Here is a 22,341-nt window from a genome sequence, read left to right on the forward strand (position 1 = left end):
CCGACGCGCGCGCGGCGGCCCCGCGTCCTCACGCGGTGGCGAGCAGCGCGTCGTTCAGCGCGCCGACAAGGCTGTCGATCTCGTGCCTCTCGGCGATGAACGGCGGCGCGAGCTGGATCGTGTCGCCGCCGTAGCGCACGTAGAAACCGTTCTTCCAGCAATGCATCGCGATCTCGTACGGACGCCGCGCAGGCTCGCCCGGCGCGTGCTCGATCGTCAGGCCCGCGGCGAGCCCGCAGTTGCGGATGTCGGCCACGTGGCGCACGCCCTTCAGGCCATGCACGGCCGCCTCGAAATGCGGCGCGAGCGCGCGCACGCGGCCGATCGCGTCTTCCTTCTCGAGCAGATCGAGCGCCGCGACGCCCGCCGCGCATGCGACGGGATGCGCGGAATACGTGTAGCCGTGCGGAAACTCGAGCATGTAGTCGGGGCCGCCCGCCGCCATGAACGTGTCGTAGATGTCCTGGTTCGCGATCACCGCGCCGAGCGGCTGCGCGCCGTTCGTCACCTGCTTCGCCACGTTCATGATGTCCGGCACGACGCCGAACGCATCGGCGCCCGTCATCGCGCCCGCGCGGCCGAAGCCCGTGATGACTTCGTCGAAGATCAGCAGGATGTCGTGCGCGGTGCAGATCTCGCGCAGCCGCCGCAGATAGCCCTTCGGCGGCACGACGACGCCCGCCGAGCCGGAGAACGGCTCGACGATCACCGCGGCGATGTTCGACGCGTCGTGCAGCGCGATCAGGTCGAGCAGGCGCTCGGCGAGCTCGGCGCCGTGCTCGGGCAGCCCGCGCGAGAACGTGTTTTCCGGCAATTGCGTGTGCGGAAGGAAGTCCGCATCGAGGCCCTGGCCGAACAGCTTGCGGTTCGGCCCGATCCCGCCGACCGAGATGCCGCCGAAGTTCACGCCGTGATACCCCTTCTCGCGGCCGATCAGGCGCGTCTTCGTGCCTTTGCCCTTCGCGCGCCAGTACGCGCGCGCCATCTTGAGCGACGTGTCGGCCGCCTCCGAGCCCGAGCCCGTGAAGAACACGTAGTCGAGGCCGGCCGGCGTGAGCGCCTTGATCTTGTTCGCGAGCTCGAACGACTGCGGATGGCCGAACTGGAACGCGGGCGAGTAGTCGAGCCGCGCGACCTGGCGCGCGACCGCGTCCGAGATCTCGGTGCGGCCGTGGCCGAGCCCGCAGCACCAGAGGCCGGACAGTCCGTCGAAAATCCTGCGGCCGTCGGCCGCCGTGTAGTACGCGCCCTTGCCTTCGACGATGATCCGCGGGTCCTGCTTGAACTGGCGGTTCGCGGTAAACGGCATCCAGTGGGCGTCGAGCCACTGCGCATCGGTGCGCAGCGGCGTGTCGGGGGTCGTGGGTTCGGTCAGAGCGTTCATGTCGGTCGGCGGCGCGGCGCGGATGAATGAAGATGTTGCGCATTGTCGAGTCGACGAATAGTCTTTTGAATATCGCAATATCAATGTTTACTTGAGCATTTATGCAAGCAAGAAAACCGAAGAGCCGCGCGCTCCTCGGCCGGCTGACCGACATGGACTTGCGCCTGCTGCGCGTGTTCAGGAGCGTCGTCCAGTGCGGCGGCATGGCGGCGGCCGAGCTGGAGCTGAACATCGGGATCTCGACGATCAGCCGGCACGTGAAGGATCTCGAAACGCGCCTCGGCCTCGTGCTGTGCCGGCGCGGCCGCGCCGGCTTCACGCTGACGCCCGAGGGCCAGACCGTCTACGAGGAAACGCTGCGGCTGCTGGCGTCGGTCGAGGCGTTCAGGAGCCGCGTCGACGGGATTCACGACCGGATGGGCGGCGAGCTGCACATCGCCGTGTTCGACAAGACCGCGACGAACCCGAAGGCGCGGCTCGGCGACGCGATCGGGCGCTTTCACGACGAGGCGCCGGACGTCGCTCTGAACCTGCACGTCGCGTCGATCAACGAGGTCGAGCGCGGGATCATCGACGGCAGCTATCAGGTCGGGATCATCCCCGCGCACCGCAGCTCGGGCAGCCTCGTCTACACGGACTTGTTCGACGAGCGGATGCTGCTGTACTGCGGCGCGAGCCATCCGCTCTTCGACGCGCCGCACGCGAAGCTCACGTGGCGCCAGGTGCGCGGCTACGCGTTCGCCGGCCTCGGCTACCACTCGCCGAACATGGAGCTGAGCCACCGCGCGAAGCTCACGCGCAGCGCGACGGCGTCGGACCAGGAGTCGATCGCGACGCTGATCCTGTCGGGGCGGTATCTCGGCTTCCTGCCCGATCACTATGCGCAGAGCTTCGAGGCGAAGGGGCTGATGCGGCCCGTCGCGCCGCAGCGGTTCCATTACTCGTGCCGGTTCGTGAGCCTGCTGCGGCGCTCGCCGCGGCCTTCGCGCGCGGCGCTGCTGTTTCAGGATTGCCTGGAAATCGCGCATGCGGCGGCGCGGGCGAAGGCGTGAGCGCGACGACGATCGAACCGTTGGAGGGTGAGTCCATGGGGCCGCTGATTTCCATGCCGCCGCCGCAATCGACCCACGCGATGTATTGCCGCCCGTCGAGACGATACGGAACCGTCCACGCCTGCGATATCTCGTTGTATTTCTCCGCGCCGCCGTCGAACGCGAGGCTGCCCGTGTCGACGTCCGTTCGCGTCAACCCGGCTTTTACCCACTCATGCGAATGAAAAGCGAAGGAGCACCGTCGCTACGGCCCGCCGCCGCAGCACATTCAAACCGCAACGACGCGTTGACTGCGTGCCTGACGCCCGCCATTGCCGGTCAATCAAGCTTCAATCGACCCGCGGCCTCAGCCGGGCGCGGTGCGCAACGCCACGCGCCCGCTCGATGACAAGCCGGCGAACGCCGTCGCGGGGAAAGCGCGAAAACCGTTACGGGCATGCGCGGCACCGCGCCGACGATGCCGACGTCCACCGCCGCCCGCTCTGCGATAATCGCGCTTTCCCGCATACTTCCGCGCCGATGCGGCGCCGCGCCAAGCCATGAATTCACCGTTGCCGACCGCCCCCGCCGCGCCGCTGCCGCCGATCTCGTGCCTGCAGGACGACGAACGTCCGTGGCTGCCGATGGACGCGAGCCTGCCCGGGCTCGCGATCAAGTACCTGCACATCAACGTCGCCGAAGACGAGATGACCGTGCTGCTGAGGATGCCGGTCGGGCTCGCGCTGCCGCGCCATCGACACGACGGCGCGGTGTTCGTCTACACGCTGCAGGGCGAGTGGCGCTATCGCGAATACGACTGGATCGCGCGGCCGGGAAGCACGGTGCTCGAGCCGGCGGGCTCGCACCACACGCCGGAGGCGATCGCATCGGAGACGGGCGCGGTCGTCACGTTCAACGTGATGCGAGGCGATCTCGTGCTGCTCGACGATGCGGGCAACGAGACCGCGCGCGAGAACGGCCGGGTCGGACTGCTGCGCGAACGCAAGTTCGCGCGCGCGAAGCCGGATGTCGCGCCGCCTTTCGTCACGCGCTGAGCGCGCACGCCCATCGCGCCCATCGCGCGAAACCGGCGTGCGGTTGCGGCAGCCGTGCGCTGCGCGTTCGCGACGACGGCCGCCGCATCAAGGCCGCCGTGCACTGCCGGCGGCGAATGCCCGCTCGCGTCGTTCGATCGAGCTCCGCTCACTCCGGATACGAATCGTGAACCTTGAGCTTCGCGAGCTTGAAGATCGTGCGCAGCGTCCGCGGATGGATGTCGCGGCGCGCGGCGAGCGACGACAGGATGAAGTCGAGCACCTTCGCGTGCCTGAGCAGCACGAGGCAGCTTTCGAGATCCGTCTTGTCGGTCGCCTGCATGCGTTCCGCGAGTTGCAGCATCTCGGTGGATAGCTCGCGCGCCATGTCGAGCTCGATCTGCTGCTTTTCGGTCCAGACGGCGGGCTGCGGCTGCTCGAGCAGCTTCGCCAGGAAGGCCTGGAATTGCGCGTCGGACTGGTTCGGGAGCGTGTCCATGTATTGCACCGTGCTGCTTGGGGACGAGCGGATCTTGCGGATGCGCCCGACCAGTTTGCCTGAATCCGCGCCGTTCGGCCGGCGCGGCCCTCGTATTCGATGCGACGCAGAAACCGTGCCAGCGTCGACAACGTCAAGTGCGGCGCACGCGACGGAAGGACGGAGATGAGCCGTCAGGGCCGTCGACAGGCCGTCCGAGGCAGCATGTCCCATGGTGCCCGCGGCCCCCCCGCTCCGCGCCGCGTCGGCCCAAACGCACAGACGGCGTCAAAACGATTCAAAAATGTTACGTAACGCATGGCGTTGAAGCGGGGAAACCACGAGCGAGAATACGCGATACGCCGGCGACCTGTTCAACGCCCCGACGCTTTTCGCGCCCCCTTCTCCGCCACAACGGATACGCGAAATCCGCCGTTCGATCTCTGTGGCGGCTCGCGGCCGACGGCACCGCAATCGGCCGGCAGGCCATTCGCGCAAGATTCCCCCCGATCCCGCCCGATTGCCCTCCGCGACTGCCGGATCGAACCGCGCGGCCCCGCGACAGACCCGCCTCAGCAAAATGGACTCGATTGTTCCGGCGAAAAGCCAATGGATCATTGAAGTTCGGCCGGAAGTTCGACCTGAAAAAGCGGCTCAGGCCTTCCGTATCGCCGGCTCCCGGTCCGCCCGCGTGTCGCGGTTGCTCATCCCGAGCGCCGCCTGCGCCCCGAGCGCGCCGCTGCCCTGAACCCGCCGCTCGCCGTTGCGTGAAGCCTCGCCGCCCTACCCGGATCAACCCCTTACAAAATCCTAAAGAATCCCCCGCGCCTGCCGACAACCACGCCATCAGAGAGCGGTGACGCGTGCGTTCCGCCAACGTCCCCGCCACCGCACTCGGAGTCATTCATGAACGTGCCATTCTTGCGGCGCGCGAGCGTCGGCGCACGCCTCGCTGCGCTGTCGAGCGCGCTCTTCGCGCTTCTCTTCGCCGCGTTCGTCTGGGCGCTGACCCACGCCGCCGCCGGCCAGATCGCCGACCAGGTTCACGCGCGCATCGACGAGAAGGACCGCTCGATCGCCGCGATGATCGCGCTCTTCGACGAAGCGCTCACCGCCGAGGCGAGCCGCGCGATGACGCTCCTCGGGAGCTTCTTGCCGCCCGGCTACGCGCTCGATCCCGCGCGGACCGTCGACGTCGCGGGCGTCGCGACGCCCGCGCTCACCGCGGGCGGCCAGACGCTGAACCTCGATTTCTCGATCCCCGACCAGTTCCTGCTGAAGAGCGGCGCGATCGCGACGATCTTCGCGCGAAAGGGCGACGACTTCGTCCGCGTGACGACGTCGCTGAAAAAGCAGGACGGCAGCCGCGCGATCGGCACGCTGCTCGACCGCAAGGGCCCCGCGTACGCGCCGCTCGTCGCCGGCAACACGTATACCGGTCTCGCGACGCTGTTCGGCAAACGTTACATCACCCAATACAAGCCCATCGCGGACGCGAGCGGCGCAATCGTCGGCGCGCTGTTCGTCGGCATCGACGTCGGCGCGGAAATGCGGCTCGTCGAGAACGGCATCCGCCAGTTGAAGATCGGCGAGCACGGCTACTATTTCGTGCTCGACGCATCGAACGGCCCGACGCGCGGCAACCTGATCGTCCATCCGCAGCGCGCGGGCCAGCGCGCCGACGACGCAGCCGCGCCGTACGCGCAGATGCTCGCCGCGAAGGAAGGCCAGTTGTCCTACACGTCGACCGACACGGCCGCGTCCGACAGCGGCCCGCGCGCGAAATTCGTGTCGTTCGTCACGATCCCGCAGTGGCAATGGCTCGTCGGCGGCATCGCGATCGACGACGAAGTGATGGCCGGCATGCGCGCGACCCGCAACCGCTTCGCGGCGATCGGCTGCGCATTCGTGCTCGCGTTCGCGGCGCTCTTCGTCGCGGTCGTCAAGCGCGTCGTCAGCCGGCCGCTCGACGCGGCCGCGCACGCATCCGAGCGCTTCGCGGCGGGCGATCTCAGCGTGCGGATCGCCGCGCGCGGCGTTCACGACGGCCCGGCCGATCCGCACGCGAGCGGGCGCGGCGACGAGATCGGCCGGCTCGTGCGCGCGGTCGACGGCATCGGCGACGGCCTCGCGCGGATCGTCGCGCAGGTGCGCCGAGGCGCGGCCGACATCGCGCACGGCACAGTGACGATCGCGGCGGGCAGCAGCGACATGGCCGCGCGAATCGCGACGCAGGCGAGCAGCGTCGAGCAGACCGCGGCGAGCATGGAGCAGATCACCGCGGCCGTCCAGCAGAACGCCGACCACGCGGCGCAGGCGAACGCGCTCGCGACGGGCGCGTCGTCCGCCGCGACGACGGGCGGCGCGGCCGTGCAGCGCGTCGTCGCGACGATGGGCGACATCCAGGGCGTCGCGCGCAAGATCGCCGAGATCACCGGCGTGATCGAGGCAATCGCGTTCCAGACCAACATCCTCGCGCTGAACGCGGCCGTCGAGGCGGCGCGCGCGGGCGAGCACGGCAAGGGCTTCGCGGTCGTCGCCTCCGAGGTGCGCGCGCTCGCGCAGCGCAGCGCCGCGGCGGCGAAGGAGATCGACGCGCTCGTCGGCGAATCGGCGACGACGGTCGAGCACGGCTTCCGGATCGCCGAGGACGCCCGCGCGGCGATGCAGGACATCGTCGCGCGCGTCGACCAGGTGCGCGCGATCATCGCCGAGATCAGCGCGGCGTCGCGCGAGCAGTCGAGCGGCATCGAGCAGGTGAATCTCGCGGTCACGCAGATCGGCGCGGCGACGCAGCAGAACGCGACGCTGATCGCCGACGCCGAGCGCGCGGCCGCCGCGCTGCGCGACGAGGCCGCGCAGCTCGCGCATGCGGTCAGCGTGTTCAAGCTCGCGGCGGAAGAACGCGCGCATGCGCGAGACGAAACGCGCGCGGCATCGGCCCGCGTCGCCGCGCACTGAGCGCGTACGCCGTTCGTAAGCTTTCGGGCGCATCGTCAGGCATCCGAAAGCTCGCGCATCCGTCTCATGGATAACGCCGACTGACAGACGGCGCGCGGCTCCCTTACCTTGTGCTCGCGGCATGGATGCATGGCCAGATGCGATCGCACCGGAGGGAACCGATGACCTCGCTCGACAAGATGTGGCAATTCCTGTTCGGCAAGCCGCTTGATCCGCTCGACCCGCGCACGCGGCACGCGATCGCGGTCACGCCGATTCTCGCGTGGGTCGGGCTCGGCGCGGACGGCCTGTCGTCGTCGTGCTACGGCCCGGAAGAGGCGTTCCTCGCGCTCGGCCAGCACACGCCGCTCGCGCTCTTTCTCGCGCTCGCGACCGCCGCGACCGTGTTCATCATCGCGCTCGGCTACAACCAGGTGATCGAGCTGTTCCCGACGGGCGGCGGCGGCTACCGCGTGTCGACCGCGCTGCTCGGGCCGAAGCCCGGGCTCGTGTCCGGCGCGGCGCTCCTCGTCGACTACGTGCTGACCGTCGCGACGTCGCTCGCGAGCGGCGTCGACGCATTCTTCAGCCTGCTGCCCGTCGGCGCGCAGGCGTTCAAGCTCACGACCGAGCTCACGCTGATCGTGCTGATGACGGGCCTGAACTTCCGCGGGATGAAGGAATCGATCATGGTGCTGCTGCCGATTTTCGTCGGCTTCGTCGTGCTGCACTTCGGCCTCATCGTCTACGGCGTCGCGGCGCACGGCAGCAACCTCGCGAACGTCGTGCCCGACGCGTTCGGCGAGGCGCGCGGGATGTCGCACACGCTCGGCCCGCTCGTGATGATCGCGCTGCTGATGCGCGCGTTCTCGCTCGGCGGCGGCACGTACACGGGCCTCGAAGCGGTGTCGAACAACGTCAACATGCTCGCCGAGCCGCGCGTGCCGAGCGGCAAGGTGACGATGTTCTACATGGCGACGTCGCTCGCGTTCACCGCAGGCGGCATCATTCTGCTCTACATGCTGTGGCACGCGAAGCCCGTCGAGGGGCAGACGCTCAACGCGGTCGTGTTCGGCAGCGTGATCGACCACCTCGGGCTCGGCTCGTCGTTCGCGCGCCACGCGCTGCTGGCCGCCGTGCTCGCGTTCGAGGCGGGGCTCTTGCTGGTCGGCGCGCAGACGGGCTTTCTCGACGGGCCGGCCGTGCTGTCGAACATGGCCTCCGATTCGTGGGTGCCGCGCCATTTCCGCGATCTGTCGACGCGGCTCGTGCGGCAGAACGGGATCGTCGTGATGGGCGTCGCGAGCTTTCTGATCCTGCTCTGGACGCACGGCAACGTCGACGTGCTCGTCGTGCTGTACAGCATCAACGTGTTCCTGACGTTCAGCATGTCACTGCTCGGCCTCTGCACGTACTGGTGGCGGCGCCGCCGCGACGACGCCGGCTGGCTCAGGCATTTCGCGCTGTCGGCGCTCGGGCTGTCGGTGACGAGCGTCGTGCTCGTGATCACGCTTGTCGAGAAGTTCACGGCGGGCGGCTGGCTGACGGTGCTCGTGACGAGCGCGGTGATCGCCGCGTGCCTGCTGATCCACCGCCACTACTCGGACACGCGCGCGCAGCTCGCGAAAGAAGACGCGCTGTTCGCCGGCGAGCCGCCCGCCGTCGACGAGGGCGCCGCGCCCGGCAAGCCCGATCCGGCGCAGCCGACCGCGGTGCTGCTCGTCGGCAAGCATCGCGGCGCGAGCATGCACGCGCTCTTGTGGGTGAACCGGCTCTTCCCCGGGCACTTTCGCAACGTGATTTTTCTGGCGGTCGGCGAAGTCGACGCGAAGAGCTACGACGGCGAGGAGCATCTGGAACGGCTGCGGCACGCGATCACGTCGTCGCTCGACTACTACGTCGCGCACTGCCGGCGCCACGGGATCGCGGCCGACTACCGGATCGCGTTCGGCACGCATCCGATCGTGGAATTCATGCGCCTCGCCGACGAGACGATGGACGAGTTTCCGAACAGCGTCTGCTTCGCGAGCAAGCTGATCTTCCGGCGCGTGAATTTCCTGACCGCGTGGCTGCACAACCAGACGCCCGTCGAATTGCAGGCGCGGCTGCATCAGCAGGGGCGGCAGATGGTGTTGTTGCCGATGAATGTCGGGTAAGCGGCGCGCCCGGGAGCGTCGCCGCGCCGCGCGTCAGGGCTTCTTGCCGGCGCTCCCCGCCAGATCGATCGCCGAGCTCGAGCCGACCTGCGCGCGCAACTGGAACTTCTGGATCTTCCCGGTCGACGTCTTCGGCAGCTCGCCGAACCGCACCGCCTTCGGGATCTTGAACGCGGCGAGCAGCAGCCGGCAGTGCGCGATGATCTCCTCCTCGGTCGCGCTCATCCCTTCGCGCAGCTCGACGAACGCGCACGGCACCTCGCCCCATTTCGGGTCCGGCAGCGCGACGACCGCCGCGACCGCGACGGCCGGATGCCGGTACAGCGCGTCCTCGACCTCGATGCTCGAAATGTTCTCGCCGCCCGAGATGATGATGTCCTTGCGGCGGTCCCTGATCCGGATGTAGCCGTCGGGCGTGAGCACGCCCAGGTCGCCCGTGTGGAACCAGCCGCCCGCGAACGCCTCGTCGGTCGCGTGCGGGTTCTTCAGATAGCCCTTCATGCAGATGTTGCCGCGGAACATGATCTCGCCGAGCGTCTCGCCGTCCGCCGGCACGGGCGCCATCGTGTCGGGATCGAGCACCGTCGCGCCCGCCTGCAGGTGGTAGCGCACGCCCTGCCGCGCGTTCAGCTGCGCGAGCTCCTCGTCGGGCAGCGATTCCCAGTGCGACTGCTTCGCGCAGACCGTCGCCGGGCCGTACACCTCGGTGAGCCCGTAGACGTGCGTGAGATCGAAGCCGATCTCCTTCATCTTCGCGATCACCGCGGGCGCGGGCGCCGCGCCCGCGACGAACGCATGCACCTTGTGCGCGATCCCCTCGCGCCATTGCGCGGGCGCGTTCGCGATCGCGCCCTGCACGATCGGCGCGCCGCTGTAGTGCGTGACGCGCTCGCGCCGGATCAGGTCGAGCACGAGCTTCGCGTCGAACTTGCGCAGGCACACGTTCACGCCCGCGCGCGCCGCGACCGCCCACGGAAAGCACCAGCCGTTGCAGTGGAACATCGGCAGCGTCCACAGGTAGACCGCGTGCTTCGGCATGTCCCATTCGAGGATGTTGCTGATCGCGGCCAGGTACGCGCCTCGGTGGTGATAGACGACGCCCTTCGGATCGCCCGTCGTCCCCGACGTGTAGTTCAGCGCGATCGCCTCCCATTCGTCGGACGGCGGCTTCCATGCGTACGCGGGATCGCCGCCCGCGAGGAACGCCTCGTAGTCGGTCGCGCCACGGAAACGGGCCGGATCGGCGGGCATCGCGTCGGCGACGCTGACGATCGCGAGCCCCGGCACCTCGAGCGCCGCGCGGTGCGCGAACTCCGCGTACTCGGTATCGACGATCAGCACCTTCGCCTCGCCGTGGCGCAGCATGAACAGCATCGACGGGATATCGAGCCGCGTGTTCAGCGCGTTGAGGACGGCGCCTGCCATCGGCACGCCGAAGTGCGCCTCGATCATCTGCGGAATGTTCGGCAGCAGCGCGGCGACCGTGTCGCCCCGCCCGACGCCCGCGCGCTCGAGCGCGCTCGCGAGCCGCCGTGCGCGCGCGTAGGTTTCGCTCCATGTGCGGCGCACGTCGCCGTGCACGACGGCGAGGCGAGCGCCGTACACCTCGGCCGCGCGCGCGATGAAATCGATCGGCGTGAGCGGCACGTAATTGGCGTCGCGCTTGCCGAGTCCCTCCTCGAACCTCTGCGTCATGATGTCGTCTCCTGCAAGGCTCGCGCCTCGATATCGTTGGTTTGTGGTCCAATTGGACAAGCCTACTCGCGGCCATTGTGAGCCGTCTGTCACCCAAGCGACAGACTCCCCGCCGGCGACCGCGCGTATTCCCTATCCTCGCAAACCCTGTGTGATGCAAGACGACGCTCGAGCCGAGGTTCAAGCCGACGCCCAAACGATTCGCCGCGCGCCGCCGCTCGACGCGCCGCCAGCCGATACGGCCGGCGCGACCGGGCCCGGCGATCTTCGCGCGCTCTTCTCCCACTGCGGCTGGTTCAACGCGCTCGCGCCCGAGCACCAGGCGCTCGTCGTCGCGCAGTCGCACGCCGAGCATCGCGACGCGGGCGAGTGGGTCGCGCGCCGGCAGGCGCCCACCGAATACTGGATCGGCGTGCATCGCGGGCTCGTGAAGCTCGCGATCTACAACGCGTCCGGGCGCGGCTGCACGTTCTCCGGCGTGCCGTCGGGCGGCTGGTTCGGCGAAGGCAGCGTGATCAAGCGCGAGCTGCGCAAGTACGACGTGATCGCGGTCCAGCGCTCGCTCGTGCTGTTCGTGCCGACCGCGACGTTCCATGCGCTCCTCGACAGCAGCCTGCCGTTCACGGGCTTCGTGATCCGCCAGTTGAACAACCGGATGGGCGAGTTCATCGCGTCGATCCAGAACAGCCGGCTGCTCGACGTGAACGCGCGCGTCGCGCAGTCGCTCGCGCAGCTCTTCAATCCCGACTTGTATCCGGACACCGGCGCGACGCTCGCGATCTCGCAGGAGGAACTCGGGATGCTCGTCGGCGTGTCGCGGCAGCGGATCAATCAGGCGCTCCGGCACCTCGAGCGGCTCGGCGCACTGCGTGTCGCGTACAACCAGATCGACGTGCTCGATCTGCCGAGGCTCGCGGCGTTCGGGATGGAGCAGATCTGACGAAGGGCCGCCGCGACGCTCGGGCGGCCTGTGGGCGGCCCGAGGGCGGCTGAGCCGTGCGTCGACGGGCGTCGCACGCACGCGCCGCCGCTCGACGACATCTATCTGTGCGGCGGCCGGGTTGTCGCCGTCATATCTGGTCCGCGCGTTCGACGCGCGATACGGGATGAATCCGCATGCGTCTCTCGCGAACCGGCGCATTCGATACGGCGGCGCGCGGTTGAAGCTCGGCCGGCCGATCGCCGACGTCGCGCTCGATGCCGGCTTCGCCGATCAGGCGCATGTTCAGCGGGCGTTCTGAAAAGTGGTCGCGGCGATGCCGGGGCAGTATCGGGGGTGATGCGGGATGTTCGGTGGTGTTTGAACGGAAGCCGCTTTCTCAATCACGTTCGTTTTCGGGCTCACCGAGTAGACGCGCTTTCAGTGATATTTCAGGATTTCCGAGCCCTGCCATTGAAATGTCATGGCACCGCGCAGCGAAGACGAAATAACTTGCCGATTGCCGCTGAGCGGCCATCAAGCATCGTCGCGATCCAGCGTGAAACCGCCGCTGCCGCACTCACAGCCGGACACGTGGAAGCCCGAACGCGGCACGACCCTGTCTGGTGGCCGACGCGAAATCGATCCAGCATCGAGTGAGCGGGCGGCACGTACGACGATCGATTTGCCGGCGCTCCCTAACGCCCCGCTAGAACAGTTTCGGCCGAGGCGTCTCCCGCTTGATTCGCGCGCGCTGTCTGGACACAGCACTTGCCATTTTCCGCTTGCGCTCGGCGGTCGGCTTCTCGTAGAAGCAACGGGCGCGCAACTCCTGAATCAGTCCGGCTTTCTGGATTTCCCTGCGGAACCGCCGAAGCGCGACATCGACGGGTTCATTGAGCTTCAAAACGATTTTGGTCATATCTGCCTTGTGGAAAGTCGCGCGGGGGGCTTGCGGCGCGAACCGTCGCCCGGTATCGCAACGCGCTTCGCCCGCGAAATCAAATGTTCGACCCGGCTCCTCACGCGGGAGGAATATGCGCGGCGCGTTCATCATCGATGCGCCGCGTATCACGCAAGCGCGCTGTCGATCGATAGCTGCTACGGCAGCATCCAGTTCTCGCCGCCGTGCCGATCGATGAGGCCTTTGGCGTATTCGAGCGACGCGCGTCGCGCGGCACCGGCGGTCGAAAACGGTGGGCTCTCGTCCAGCTTGTACGTATCGCTGCACGTCAATGCCGTATCGGTGTCGCGCAGGCAGATCTTCACGGCCGCGTCGAAACCGTCGTCGTAATTGCGGCTCGCGCCGTCCGTCGTTTGCGTGTGAGCGTAGATCAATGGATAGATTTCGAAGCCGCGATACAGGTGCATGCTCATGTCCGACTCCTGACGATCATTTCGGAATGTTGTCGCTGATGGTGACGGACCGCCGTTGCACGCCATGCGCATGGCAGTTCGGAATGGGAGGGAGGTCGAACGATCGACGGCGGGAACGGGCGTACGAAGAACGTAGCGATCGATATGGCCTGTCGTCGGGGAGCGCGGTGTTCCGGCCCGACGTGCGAACCATGATACGCCAATTGCACAGCGAGCCTGCAATTTATATTTCATTTCGGCCGTCGACTCCGTCAGCGCCCGGCATCGCGAGCCGAGCGCGGGAACCGGGCGCACCGCGCATCGAGTCGATGCGGCATAAGCGTTCGCGCACCGCCCCTCAATTCGTCGGCGGATGGTCAAGGCTGCGCTGCCTGAGTCTCGCCAGTAAAATCGCTTGACCGAATCAGCAACAGCACGTACAGTCCGCCCCAGAAGTCTTCAAGAAGCGCGATTGCTGCTCATCATTAACCGCACACCGCGGTATTCGTTGTCCTCTCCCTCCTTGATTCTTTTTCGTGCCCAAGTCGAGGTGCGCGTCTTCGTTCGTCTACATCAAAGGATTTTCATGGATACCGGTATCGTCAAGTGGTTCAACGACAGCAAGGGATTCGGTTTTATTACGCCCGACAGCGGCAAGGACGACTTGTTCGCCCACTTCTCCGAAATTCGCGGTGATGGCTTCCGCACGCTCGTCGAAGGCCAGCACGTGAGCTTCGAAACGAAGCAGGGCCCGAAGGGTCTGCAGGCATCCAACATCAAGCCGCTCTGATTCGCATCGGTACGTACCTGCCTGCCGTGCAGGAAACCATTCCCCGCGGCGCACGGCCTTGACCGGCTTGGCCGGTGCGGTCGGACGCCTCCGGCCTTTGCGCATGCGGCCTCCCGCGATTCATCAGCCATTGCCGCACGTGACGGACATCGCCTGTCGGCGCTCAGGCCCGATGGGCAGGCCAATCGCATCGTGCACGATGCCTGCCGATTCATCGTGATGCCGCGGTCGAAACACTGGAGCGACATGAGCCGGCAACGTTCGCGCAACACCAAGGCGGCGAAGCGAGCCAGGACGACACCGGCGCTCGGTGCCACCCTCAATTGGGGGCCGCCGAAAGCGGCGACACCCGTTACGTCGCGCACGGACGCGCCCCCGACCACGAAACGCTAGCAGTCGACGTCGGAAGCCGGCACGTAGCATCGCATCCGCGCGACGCGTGTGTTTGCGCGCCGTCTCAACGTCAAGCCCGTATCCCCGTTGCCCGTTGCCGTTACCCGGCAGCCCGCAACGCGGCCGCACCAGTGAATTCGGTGAGTTATTGGAGACATCAATTTGGCAAAGGAAGATCTACTGGAACTGGACGGCGTCGTCGACGAGGTCCTGCCCGACAGCCGTTATCGTGTGATACTGGAGAATGGGGTAGTCGTCGCCGCTTACGCGTCCGGGCGCCTGCGAAAGAACCGTATCCGCATTCTCGCGGGCGACCGCGTCAGACTCGAGTTGTCACTTTACGACTTGACGAAAGGCCGCATCAATTATCGACACAAGGACGAACGCGCTGCGGTCAGCGCATCGCGATCGCGAATTCACCGACGCTGATAACGGCGTCAATGACGCTTCTGTCCAAACAGACGGCCGCACGGAGCTTCCGCGCGGCCGCGACAATGTGTAGCGCGTAACGGCGTCGACGACGCCGATCACCGGCAATCGAATGCAAGCGACTCGCACACGCGCATTCGCCGTCACATGCACGAAAGCGAGCGTGACGCTACGTCCCGCGCGCCCTGTCAATTTGTCTCGCCCCATCCTTCCGTCCTTCGTTCCGTATCGGGCATGCCGGCACCATTCGTGGCACCGCGACGGCCGGGTTCAGGGGAGCGCACCCAGCATGCATGCTGGAACAGCACTACACGCGACCATGCTATCCAACACATCAATTTGTTATGCGAAGTTCAATCATCAAACATTACCGCGGTTACGCGATCTCGCCATCCGCTCACCGCTTGCCTGACGGATGCTTTTCGTCCAATCTCACGCTCCGTCGATCCGACGTGAGTAACGGGGCGACATCCTATGAGTTCTACTCGCTAGAGTACTTTGGCAGTGAAGAGGCCGCGCTCCGCCATTCGGATCGCTGGGCCCGCGAATGGATCGACAACAGGGGTTGATCCTCCTCGCGTCGCGCGCCATCTCCTTTATTCGGCTTGCCGCCCCTTCAGCCCGGCCGCATTGCACTCATCATCCGTCCGCCGGCGCGCATATCGTCAGCCGAAGTGCGCAAGCAACCATTGCTGCGCCCAGCGCTGCGCATAGCCGACCGCATCCTCGCGCAGGTCGAAGCCGGCAAGATCGCCGCTCAGATGAACATCGTATTCGTCTCCGTTCGCACGATTCGCACTGATGCGCGCATGAGCGATATACTCGCCGTCGGCGCGGCGCGGCGTCGGATCGATACGAAATCTCGTGGTCGTGAATTGCATAAACGCTCCTTCTTCGTCACGCCCGAATCGCACCACATCCAGGACACAGCAGGGTTGTATCGGGCCCGTCAATCGCTTTCCGTGCTCAGAAGCACCATGATTTCGCCGGCTTCGCGGGCCGTCTCTCCGTCTTCCGCACCGCCCTCGCTCAATCTTGCGCGAATCGATGCGAACATCCGGAATGCACTCGCGTCGACTTCATAGCGCCGTTCGTCGATCAGGCGTTCCAGTTCCACTTCCGCGTCGGCCGGCAGGTACCGCTCGACAAAACGGGCACCGTCGCCCCGGATCGAGCGCAACAGGTCGAATCTCTTCATATCGCCACTCCGGTGTCACCGGCATGTCGCCGGCATGAAACTGAAAATATGTCGCCGCTATCGTGTGACACCGGTTTCGCAGGGCGGGCAGCGGTGAGCGTAGTTGAGTAGAAGCGCAGGACCGAAGGAACGACCGGAAACACGTGATGTGGCCGATCTGACGCGGATCGCCCACGTCGAATGTACTTGCCACGGGCCCGCTCCATAGCACCGCCCTGTCAGCGAATTTCAGATTGCACGGCCACGCCGACATCGGACGTACATTGTCGATGCAGCCTTATGCTACGCGCATCGCCACGCATGTACAGCGAAATCTATGGGGCGGGCACAGGTTGGGAATCGATGCGCGCGGCCGCTAAACCTCAAGCCAATACGCCCCCGCCCCGCCCAGCTCGCCACCGACAGAGAACAAATCGCCAGTTAGATCGCCGCGAAGCGCCAGACGAGCGCGGCGTCGCCGTCCGCCGAATAGCCCCCCATCCCCGCGACGGACGCGAGCCACGCCTTCGTATTGAGCCGCTGCATCGCCGCGCCGCGCTCGGCCAAAGGCCTGCCCGCGCCGCTCGTTGTTTCGCCGGCGTCGATGCGCCCATCATCGATCGCGAGCCGATACGCGAGATACAGCAGAAACGCCGCGACGCCGCACTGAATCGCCTCCGCGACGAACGGCCCTCGTTCGAGCATCGCGTGCATGCCGCGGCCGATCGCGACGAACAACGCGACGAAGCCGAGCGCCGCGCCCGCCACGTGGCGCAGACTGGCCGCGACGCCGTAACGCGCGCCCGCGCTCAGCGCGACGCGATTGACGGGGTCGGGTCGGAGGTGATCGACGCGGCCAGCGCGAAGGCTGCCATCGAAAGCGGAACGCCCATGTGGATTCATCGAATGCACTCGTTCATCGATAGGGACGGCACGAACGCGCGTATTGAGCGGAACCGCCCATGCGCCGGCAAAGCGGCCGACTTGGTGACTTGGTGACTGTGCGCCGAAGCCCGAGCCAAAACCAACGTCGACGCCGACAAAAAAACAGAAAAACGGCACGGCGAATGGACGTGCCTTCACGACGCGCGACCTGCGATGCCGAGCCCGCAACCACAGTTGGCATCGGCAATCGCCGTGAGCGGCGAGCCGGAGACCGGCGAGCGACGACCGACCACCAGCGACCAGCGATCGCAACGCGACAAACCCGCCGCAATCGCCATCGATCAGAACGAGCATCGATCGCAACCTGCAACTCGTCCCCATGCCGCACCCAAGCCCGCCAATCATCGGCCGGATGCCACACCCCGATCCGGCCGGTCCGGCAAAGCCTGCGCGCCGACGCCCGCCCCGCCCGATTCCTCCGACGATCCGTTCCTGACAAATCCGCCATCTTCGCGTCAGCGACACGTCCGGCGCGCTTTTTTATCATGCGATCCCGACCACCGACGCAACGCCCGCCCGTCTGAGCACCCGCCCTCCATGTGGATCGTCAATCTCGCGCTCAAGCGCCCGTACACGTTCATCGTGATGGCCATCATGATCCTGCTGGCCACGCCTCTCGCGCTGATGCGCACGCCGACCGACGTGCTGCCGTCGATCGACATTCCGGTCATCAGCGTGATCTGGAATTACAACGGCCTGTCCGCGCAGGAGATGACCGACCGGATCACGTCCGTCCACGAGCGCACGCTGACGACGACCGTCAGCAACATCCAGCACATCGAATCGCAGACGCTGCCCGGCATCGCGATCATCAAGATCTTCCTGCAGCCCGGCGCGAGCACGCAGACGGCGATCGCGCAGACGGTGTCGGCCGCGCAGGCGATCGTGCGGCAGATGCCGCAGGGCGCGACGCCGCCACTCATCATCAGTTACTCGGCGTCGAGCATTCCGGTGATCCAGCTCGGGCTGTCGAGCCAGTCGATGAGCGAGCAGCAGCTCGCCGACGTCGCGATGAACTTCCTGCGCCCGCAACTGATCACGATTCCCGGCGCGCAGGTGCCCTACCCGTACGGCGGCCGCACGCGCGTGATCTCCGTCGATCTCGACACGCAGGCGCTGCTCGCGAAGGGCATGACGCCCGCCGACATCGTCAATGCAGTCAACGCTCAGAACCTCGTGCTGCCGACCGGCACCGCGAAAATCGGCCAGACCGAATACCGCGTCGGCACGAACGCGTCGCCGGACACGCTCGCCGAGCTGAACCGGCTGCCGGTGCGGACGACGGGCGGCGCGACGATCTATCTGTCAGACGTCGCGCACGTGCGCGACGGCTTCACGCCGCAGACGAACGTCGTGCGCAAGGACGGCGAGCGCGGCGTGCTCGTGTCGGTGCTCAAGAGCGGCGACGCGTCGACGCTCGCCGTCGTCAACACGCTGAAGGCGCTGCTGCCGTCGGTCGAGAACACGCTGCCCGAGGATCTGAAAATCACGCCGCTCTTCGATCAGTCGGTGTTCGTCGACGCGGCGATCCAGGGCGTGATTCACGAGGCGCTGATCGCCGCCGCGCTGACCGCGATGATGATCCTGCTGTTCCTCGGCAACTGGCGCGGCACGCTCATCATCGCGATCTCGATTCCGCTGTCGATCTTCACGTCGCTGCTCGCGCTCGCCGCGCTCGGCGAAACGATCAACATCATGACGCTCGGCGGCCTCGCGCTCGCGGTCGGCATTCTCGTCGACGACGCGACGGTCACGATCGAGAACATCGAACGCCATCTGCATCTGGGCTCCGACCTGCGCACGGCGATCCTCGAGGGCGCGGGCGAGATCGCAGTGCCCGCGCTCGTGTCGACGCTCTGCATCTGCGTCGTGTTCGTGCCGATGTTCTTCCTCACGGGCGTCGCGCGCTATCTGTTCGTGCCGCTCGCCGAGGCGGTGGTGTTCGCGATGCTCGCGTCGTACGTGCTGTCGCGCACGCTCGTGCCGACGCTCGCGATGCTGCTGTTCGGCAAGCACCGCCCGGGCATCGGCCCAGCCGCGCCCGCCGCGCGGCCGTCGCGCTTCGCGCGCTTTCATCATGCGTTCGAGCGCGCGTTCGAGCGGCTGCGCGCGGGCTACATCGTGCTGCTGAGCGTGCTGCTCGTGCGCCGCCGCTTCCATGCGTCGCTCTTTCTCGGCTTCTGCGTGCTGTCGACGGGCCTCGTGTTCGCGCTCGGCCGCGACTTCTTCCCGAGCGTCGACGCGGGCAACCTCCGCCTGCACATGCGCGCGCCGACCGGCTACCGGATCGAGGAAACCGCGCGGCTCGCCGACCAGGTCGAGCAGACGATCCGCGAAGCGGTGCCGGCCGCCGAGCTCGGCACGATCGTCGACAATCTCGGGCTGCCGGTGAGCGGCATCAACCTGTCGTACAGCAACGCGGGCACGATCGGCACGCTCGACGGCGAGATCCTGATCGCGCTCAAGCCCGGCCACGCGAGCGCGCAGCGCTACGTCGAGCAGTTGCGCGGCCTCTTGCCCGCGCGCTTTCCGGGCGTCGAGTTCTTCTTCCAGCCGTCGGACATCGTCACGCAGATCCTGAACTTCGGGCAGCCGGCCGCGATCGACGTGCAGGTGCAAGGCGCCGACCTCGCGTCGAACATGGCGATCGCGAGCCGGCTGATGAAGCGCGTGCGCGCGATTCCCGGCGCCGTCGACGCGCACGTCCTGCAACGCAACGACGAGCCGAGCCTCACGGCCGACATGGACCGCACGCGCATGCAACAGCTCGACCTGTCCGCGCAGAACGTCGCGCAGAACCTGCTGATCTCGCTCGCCGGCACGTCGCAGACCGCGCCGTCGTTCTGGGTGAATCCGAAGACGGGCGTGCAATATCCGCTGACGATCCAGACGCCGCAATACCAGGTCGGCTCGGTCGGCGACCTGCTCGCGACGCCCGTGTCGGCGAGCGGCCGCGCGGGCGCGCCGTACCAGCTGCTCGGCAATCTCGTCGACATCGTGCCGGGCGTGTCGCCCGCCGTCGTCACGCATTACAACATCCGCCCGGTGATCGACCTGCTCGTGAGCGTCGAGGGCCGCGACCTCGGCTCGGTCGCGACCGAGATCGGCCGCGCGATCGACGACGCGCGCGCGACGCTGCCGCGCGGCACGACGATCACGATGCGCGGCCAGGTGGAGACGATGCGCACGTCGTATCTCGGCCTCGGCGCGGGCGTCGCGATGGCGATCGTGCTCGTCTATCTGCTGATCGTCGTGAACTTCCAGTCGTGGCTCGATCCGCTCATCATCGTGAGCGCGATGCCCGCCGCGCTCGCCGGCATCGCGTGGATGCTGTTCATCACCGGCACGCACCTGTCGGTGCCGGCACTCACGGGCGCGATCATGACGGTCGGCGTGGCGACCGCGAACAGCATTCTCGTCGTCGCGTTCGCGCGGCAGCGGCTCGAGGCCGGCGCGCCGCCGCTCACGGCCGCGCTCGAGGCGGGCGCGACGCGAATCCGCCCGGTGCTGATGACCGCGCTCGCGATGATCATCGGCATGATCCCGATGGCGCTCGGCCTGGGCGTCGGCGCCGAGCAGAACGCGCCGCTCGGCCGCGCGGTGATCGGCGGCCTGCTGCTCGCGACCGTCTCGACGCTGCTGTTCGTGCCGCTCGTGTTCGCGGGCGTCCACCAGCGGCTCGCGAAGCGCCGCGCGCGCCGCGCCGCGGCCGAGCGTGCCGGCGACGCCGCGCCCCGTTCCGTTGACCCGAATTGAGAACCGGTTGAATCCATGGAAGAGAAACATCACAGCTCCGTCGTCATACACGTAGACGAATCCGGTCTCGATCTGCCCGCGCGCGCGCAAATGTGGAAGCGCGCGCAATGGGCGCTCGCCGCCGTCGGGCTTCTGCTCGCGGCGGGCGGGCTCCGCACGCTCGTCGCCGACTGGAGCCGCGCGAACCGGCTCGACGCGCTCGCCGCGCAGAACGCGCGCCAGTACGTGAGCGTCGTGCAGCCGAGCGCGGCGACGGGCGCGAGCCGCCTCACGCTGCCCGGCACGCTGCGCGGCTACGTCGAGGCGCCGATCTACGCGCGCGCGAGCGGCTACGTGCTGCGCTGGCGCGCGGACATCGGCGCGCGCGTGAAACAGGGCGAGCTGCTCGCCGAGCTCGACACGCCCGAGCTCGATCAGGAGCTTGCGCAGGCGGTCGCGCAGCGGCAGCAGGCCGAATCGACGCTCGCGCTCGCGAAAACGTCGCTCGATCGCGCGAGGCAGCTGCGCGAGCGCGATGCGGTGTCGCAGCAGGAGCTCGACGATCGGCAAGGCGCGTACAACCAGGGCGTCGCGAACGTCGCCGCCGCCGCCGCGAACATGCGGCGCCTCACCGAGCTGAAATCGTTCCAGAAGATCGTCGCGCCGGTCGACGGGATCGTCACCCAGCGCAACATCGACGTAGGCGATCTCGTCAACGCGGGCAACAGCGGCGCGGGCCGCGCGCTCTTCACGGTCGTGCAGGCGGACCGGCTGCGCCTCTACGTGCAGGTGCCGCAGGCATATGCGCAACAGGTGCGGCTCGGCCAGCACGTGGGCGTCGCGCAGCCCGAGCTGCCGGGGCAGACGTTCGACGGCACGATCACGCACACCGCGCAGGCGATCGACGTTGCAACGCGCACGCTGCAAATCGAGATCACGCTGCCGAACGGCGACGGCAAGCTGATGCCGGGCGCCTACGTGAAGGCGACGCTGCCGATGGCGCCGGCCGGCAACCTGACGATTCCGGCGAACACGCTGCTGTTCCGCGCGGAGGGGCCGAGCGTCGCGGTGGTCGAGGCGAACGGGCAGATCCGGCTGCATCGCGTGACGATCGCGCGCACGCTCGGGCAGACGCTCGAAATCGACGGCGGCCTCGCGCCGGCCGACCGGATCGTGCTGAATCCGAGCGATTCGCTCGCGAACGGCGACGCGGTGATCGTCGCGCAGCCGCCGAAGAGCGGGCGGGCCGCGCCGATGCCCGCGCAGGCGGCCGGAGCGCGGACGTGAGCGCGCGCATCGCGTTCGGCGCGCGCGGTCGGCGCGGGGGGCTTCGGCCGTTCGCGTCGTCGGGATCGGTTCGGGCGGTTCGGGCGGTTCGGGCGATGATCCGGGCGGTCCACTCGATCCGGGCGGTCCGGGCGGTCCGGGTTGTCCCGGTTGTCCCGGTTGTCCCGGTGATCTCGCCGATCGGTGCGGTCGACGCGGTCGATGTGATCGATACGATCGGCGCGGTCGGCGCGGTCGATGTAATCGATACGGTTAATACGTCTGTCGCGATCAAGCCGCACGGATCGACCGGCGCGCGAAAACCGTCGCGAGCGCCGGACTTCGCCCTTTCGTCGGCTTGCACCGATTCGTCCGCCTTTGCCAATTCGTTCACCCTCGCCGGTTCGCCCACCTTCGCCAATTCGTCCACCCTCGCCGGTTCGTCCGCCTTCGCCAATTCGTCCACCCTCGCCGGTTCGCCCACCTTCGCCAATTCGTCCACCCTTGCCGATTCGCCCACCCTCGCCAGTTCGCACACCTTCGCCGATTCGGCCGCGCTCACCCGTTCGCGCACCTCCGCCGATTCAGCCACCCCCGCCAGTTCGCCCGAAAT

The 22,341-nt window shown here is 67.4% G+C and carries 18 protein-coding genes and 1 pseudogene; 11 read left to right on the top strand and 8 right to left on the bottom strand.

The features are described from left to right. Positions 1–28 precede the first annotated feature (28 nt). A complete protein-coding gene (locus tag WT60_RS29025) occupies positions 29–1,384 on the bottom strand; it encodes an aspartate aminotransferase family protein (protein WP_060356526.1) in 1,356 nt (451 codons plus the stop codon). A 101-nt stretch (positions 1,385–1,485) separates the two neighbouring features. Here WT60_RS29025 and WT60_RS29030 point away from each other — a divergent pair, with 101 nt between their 5' ends. Further along, a complete protein-coding gene (locus WT60_RS29030; protein ID WP_060356525.1) occupies positions 1,486–2,436 on the top strand; it encodes a LysR family transcriptional regulator in 951 nt (316 codons plus the stop codon). A gap of 539 nt (positions 2,437–2,975) precedes the next feature. Next, the gene (locus WT60_RS29035; protein WP_038747704.1) at positions 2,976–3,470 is read left to right on the top strand and encodes a 2,4'-dihydroxyacetophenone dioxygenase family protein; all 495 of its coding nucleotides are present in this window, start codon (positions 2,976–2,978) and stop codon (positions 3,468–3,470) included. Positions 3,471–3,618: 148 nt separating this feature from the next. Here the strand turns inward: WT60_RS29035 and WT60_RS29040 are convergent, their stop codons facing one another. Next, positions 3,619–3,948 (bottom strand): hypothetical protein, encoded by a 330-nt coding sequence (locus WT60_RS29040; RefSeq protein ID WP_038747703.1) that lies wholly within the window; start codon positions 3,946–3,948, stop codon positions 3,619–3,621. 885 nt (positions 3,949–4,833) lie between these two features. Here WT60_RS29040 and WT60_RS29045 point away from each other — a divergent pair. Both WT60_RS29045 and WT60_RS29050 read left to right on the top strand, forming a co-directional pair. Further along, positions 4,834–6,888: a methyl-accepting chemotaxis protein gene (locus WT60_RS29045; RefSeq protein WP_060356524.1), complete on the top strand. Its 2,055-nt coding sequence runs from the start codon at positions 4,834–4,836 to the stop codon at positions 6,886–6,888. A gap of 161 nt (positions 6,889–7,049) precedes the next feature. Beyond that, positions 7,050–9,023: an APC family permease gene (locus WT60_RS29050; protein ID WP_038747700.1), complete on the top strand. Its 1,974-nt coding sequence runs from the start codon at positions 7,050–7,052 to the stop codon at positions 9,021–9,023. 33 nt (positions 9,024–9,056) lie between these two features. On the opposite strand, the gene WT60_RS29055 is transcribed toward WT60_RS29050, so the two are convergent. Continuing rightward, positions 9,057–10,718, bottom strand: coding sequence for an acyl-CoA synthetase (locus WT60_RS29055; RefSeq protein ID WP_038747697.1), 1,662 nt, complete (start codon positions 10,716–10,718; stop codon positions 9,057–9,059). Between the two features lie 154 nt (positions 10,719–10,872). Here WT60_RS29055 and WT60_RS29060 point away from each other — a divergent pair, with 154 nt between their 5' ends. Together WT60_RS29060 and WT60_RS29065 are read left to right on the top strand one after the other, a co-directional pair. After that, positions 10,873–11,658 (top strand): Crp/Fnr family transcriptional regulator, encoded by a 786-nt coding sequence (locus tag WT60_RS29060; protein WP_060356523.1) that lies wholly within the window; start codon positions 10,873–10,875, stop codon positions 11,656–11,658. A 46-nt stretch (positions 11,659–11,704) separates the two neighbouring features. Further along, positions 11,705–11,959 (top strand): annotated as a pseudogene (locus WT60_RS29065) (helix-turn-helix domain-containing protein); the annotation flags it as partial. A 387-nt stretch (positions 11,960–12,346) separates the two neighbouring features. Here WT60_RS29065 and rpsU read toward each other — a convergent pair. Further along, a complete protein-coding gene (gene rpsU / locus WT60_RS29070; RefSeq protein ID WP_038747769.1) occupies positions 12,347–12,559 on the bottom strand; it encodes a 30S ribosomal protein S21 in 213 nt (70 codons plus the stop codon). 179 nt (positions 12,560–12,738) lie between these two features. Continuing rightward, positions 12,739–13,014, bottom strand: a complete 276-nt coding sequence (locus WT60_RS29075; RefSeq protein ID WP_038747694.1) for a hypothetical protein — start codon at positions 13,012–13,014, stop codon at positions 12,739–12,741. Positions 13,015–13,579: 565 nt separating this feature from the next. On the opposite strand from WT60_RS29075, the gene WT60_RS29080 reads away from it, so the two are divergent. The 3 genes from WT60_RS29080 to WT60_RS35485 all read left to right on the top strand — a co-directional run bounded on the left by WT60_RS29080 (position 13,580) and on the right by WT60_RS35485 (position 15,174). After that, the gene (locus WT60_RS29080; RefSeq protein WP_038747692.1) at positions 13,580–13,783 is read left to right on the top strand and encodes a cold-shock protein; all 204 of its coding nucleotides are present in this window, start codon (positions 13,580–13,582) and stop codon (positions 13,781–13,783) included. 555 nt (positions 13,784–14,338) lie between these two features. After that, positions 14,339–14,605, top strand: a complete 267-nt coding sequence (infA, locus tag WT60_RS29085) for a translation initiation factor IF-1 (RefSeq protein ID WP_082759472.1) — start codon at positions 14,339–14,341, stop codon at positions 14,603–14,605. 344 nt (positions 14,606–14,949) lie between these two features. After that, entirely contained in the window at positions 14,950–15,174 is a 225-nt protein-coding gene (locus tag WT60_RS35485) for a hypothetical protein (RefSeq protein ID WP_038747687.1), read from the top strand. Between the two features lie 96 nt (positions 15,175–15,270). Here the strand turns inward: WT60_RS35485 and WT60_RS29095 are convergent, their stop codons facing one another. From WT60_RS29095 to WT60_RS35490, 3 genes are all read right to left on the bottom strand, one after another. Continuing rightward, positions 15,271–15,486, bottom strand: coding sequence for a hypothetical protein (locus tag WT60_RS29095; RefSeq protein ID WP_038747684.1), 216 nt, complete (start codon positions 15,484–15,486; stop codon positions 15,271–15,273). Between the two features lie 68 nt (positions 15,487–15,554). After that, positions 15,555–15,803, bottom strand: coding sequence for a hypothetical protein (locus WT60_RS29100; RefSeq protein WP_060356521.1), 249 nt, complete (start codon positions 15,801–15,803; stop codon positions 15,555–15,557). 420 nt (positions 15,804–16,223) lie between these two features. After that, a complete protein-coding gene (locus WT60_RS35490) occupies positions 16,224–17,021 on the bottom strand; it encodes a LysE family transporter (protein WP_236860891.1) in 798 nt (265 codons plus the stop codon). A gap of 243 nt (positions 17,022–17,264) precedes the next feature. Between WT60_RS35490 and WT60_RS29110 the strand changes: the two genes are divergently transcribed. After that, positions 17,265–20,483, top strand: coding sequence for an efflux RND transporter permease subunit (locus WT60_RS29110; protein WP_060356520.1), 3,219 nt, complete (start codon positions 17,265–17,267; stop codon positions 20,481–20,483). A 15-nt stretch (positions 20,484–20,498) separates the two neighbouring features. Beyond that, positions 20,499–21,749, top strand: a complete 1,251-nt coding sequence (locus WT60_RS29115; protein ID WP_060356519.1) for an efflux RND transporter periplasmic adaptor subunit — start codon at positions 20,499–20,501, stop codon at positions 21,747–21,749. Positions 21,750–22,341: the final 592 nt, after the last annotated feature.

It is taken from the genome of Burkholderia sp. MSMB617WGS (genome assembly GCF_001532025.2).
Taxonomy (GTDB): Bacteria; Pseudomonadota; Gammaproteobacteria; order Burkholderiales; family Burkholderiaceae; genus Burkholderia; species Burkholderia savannae.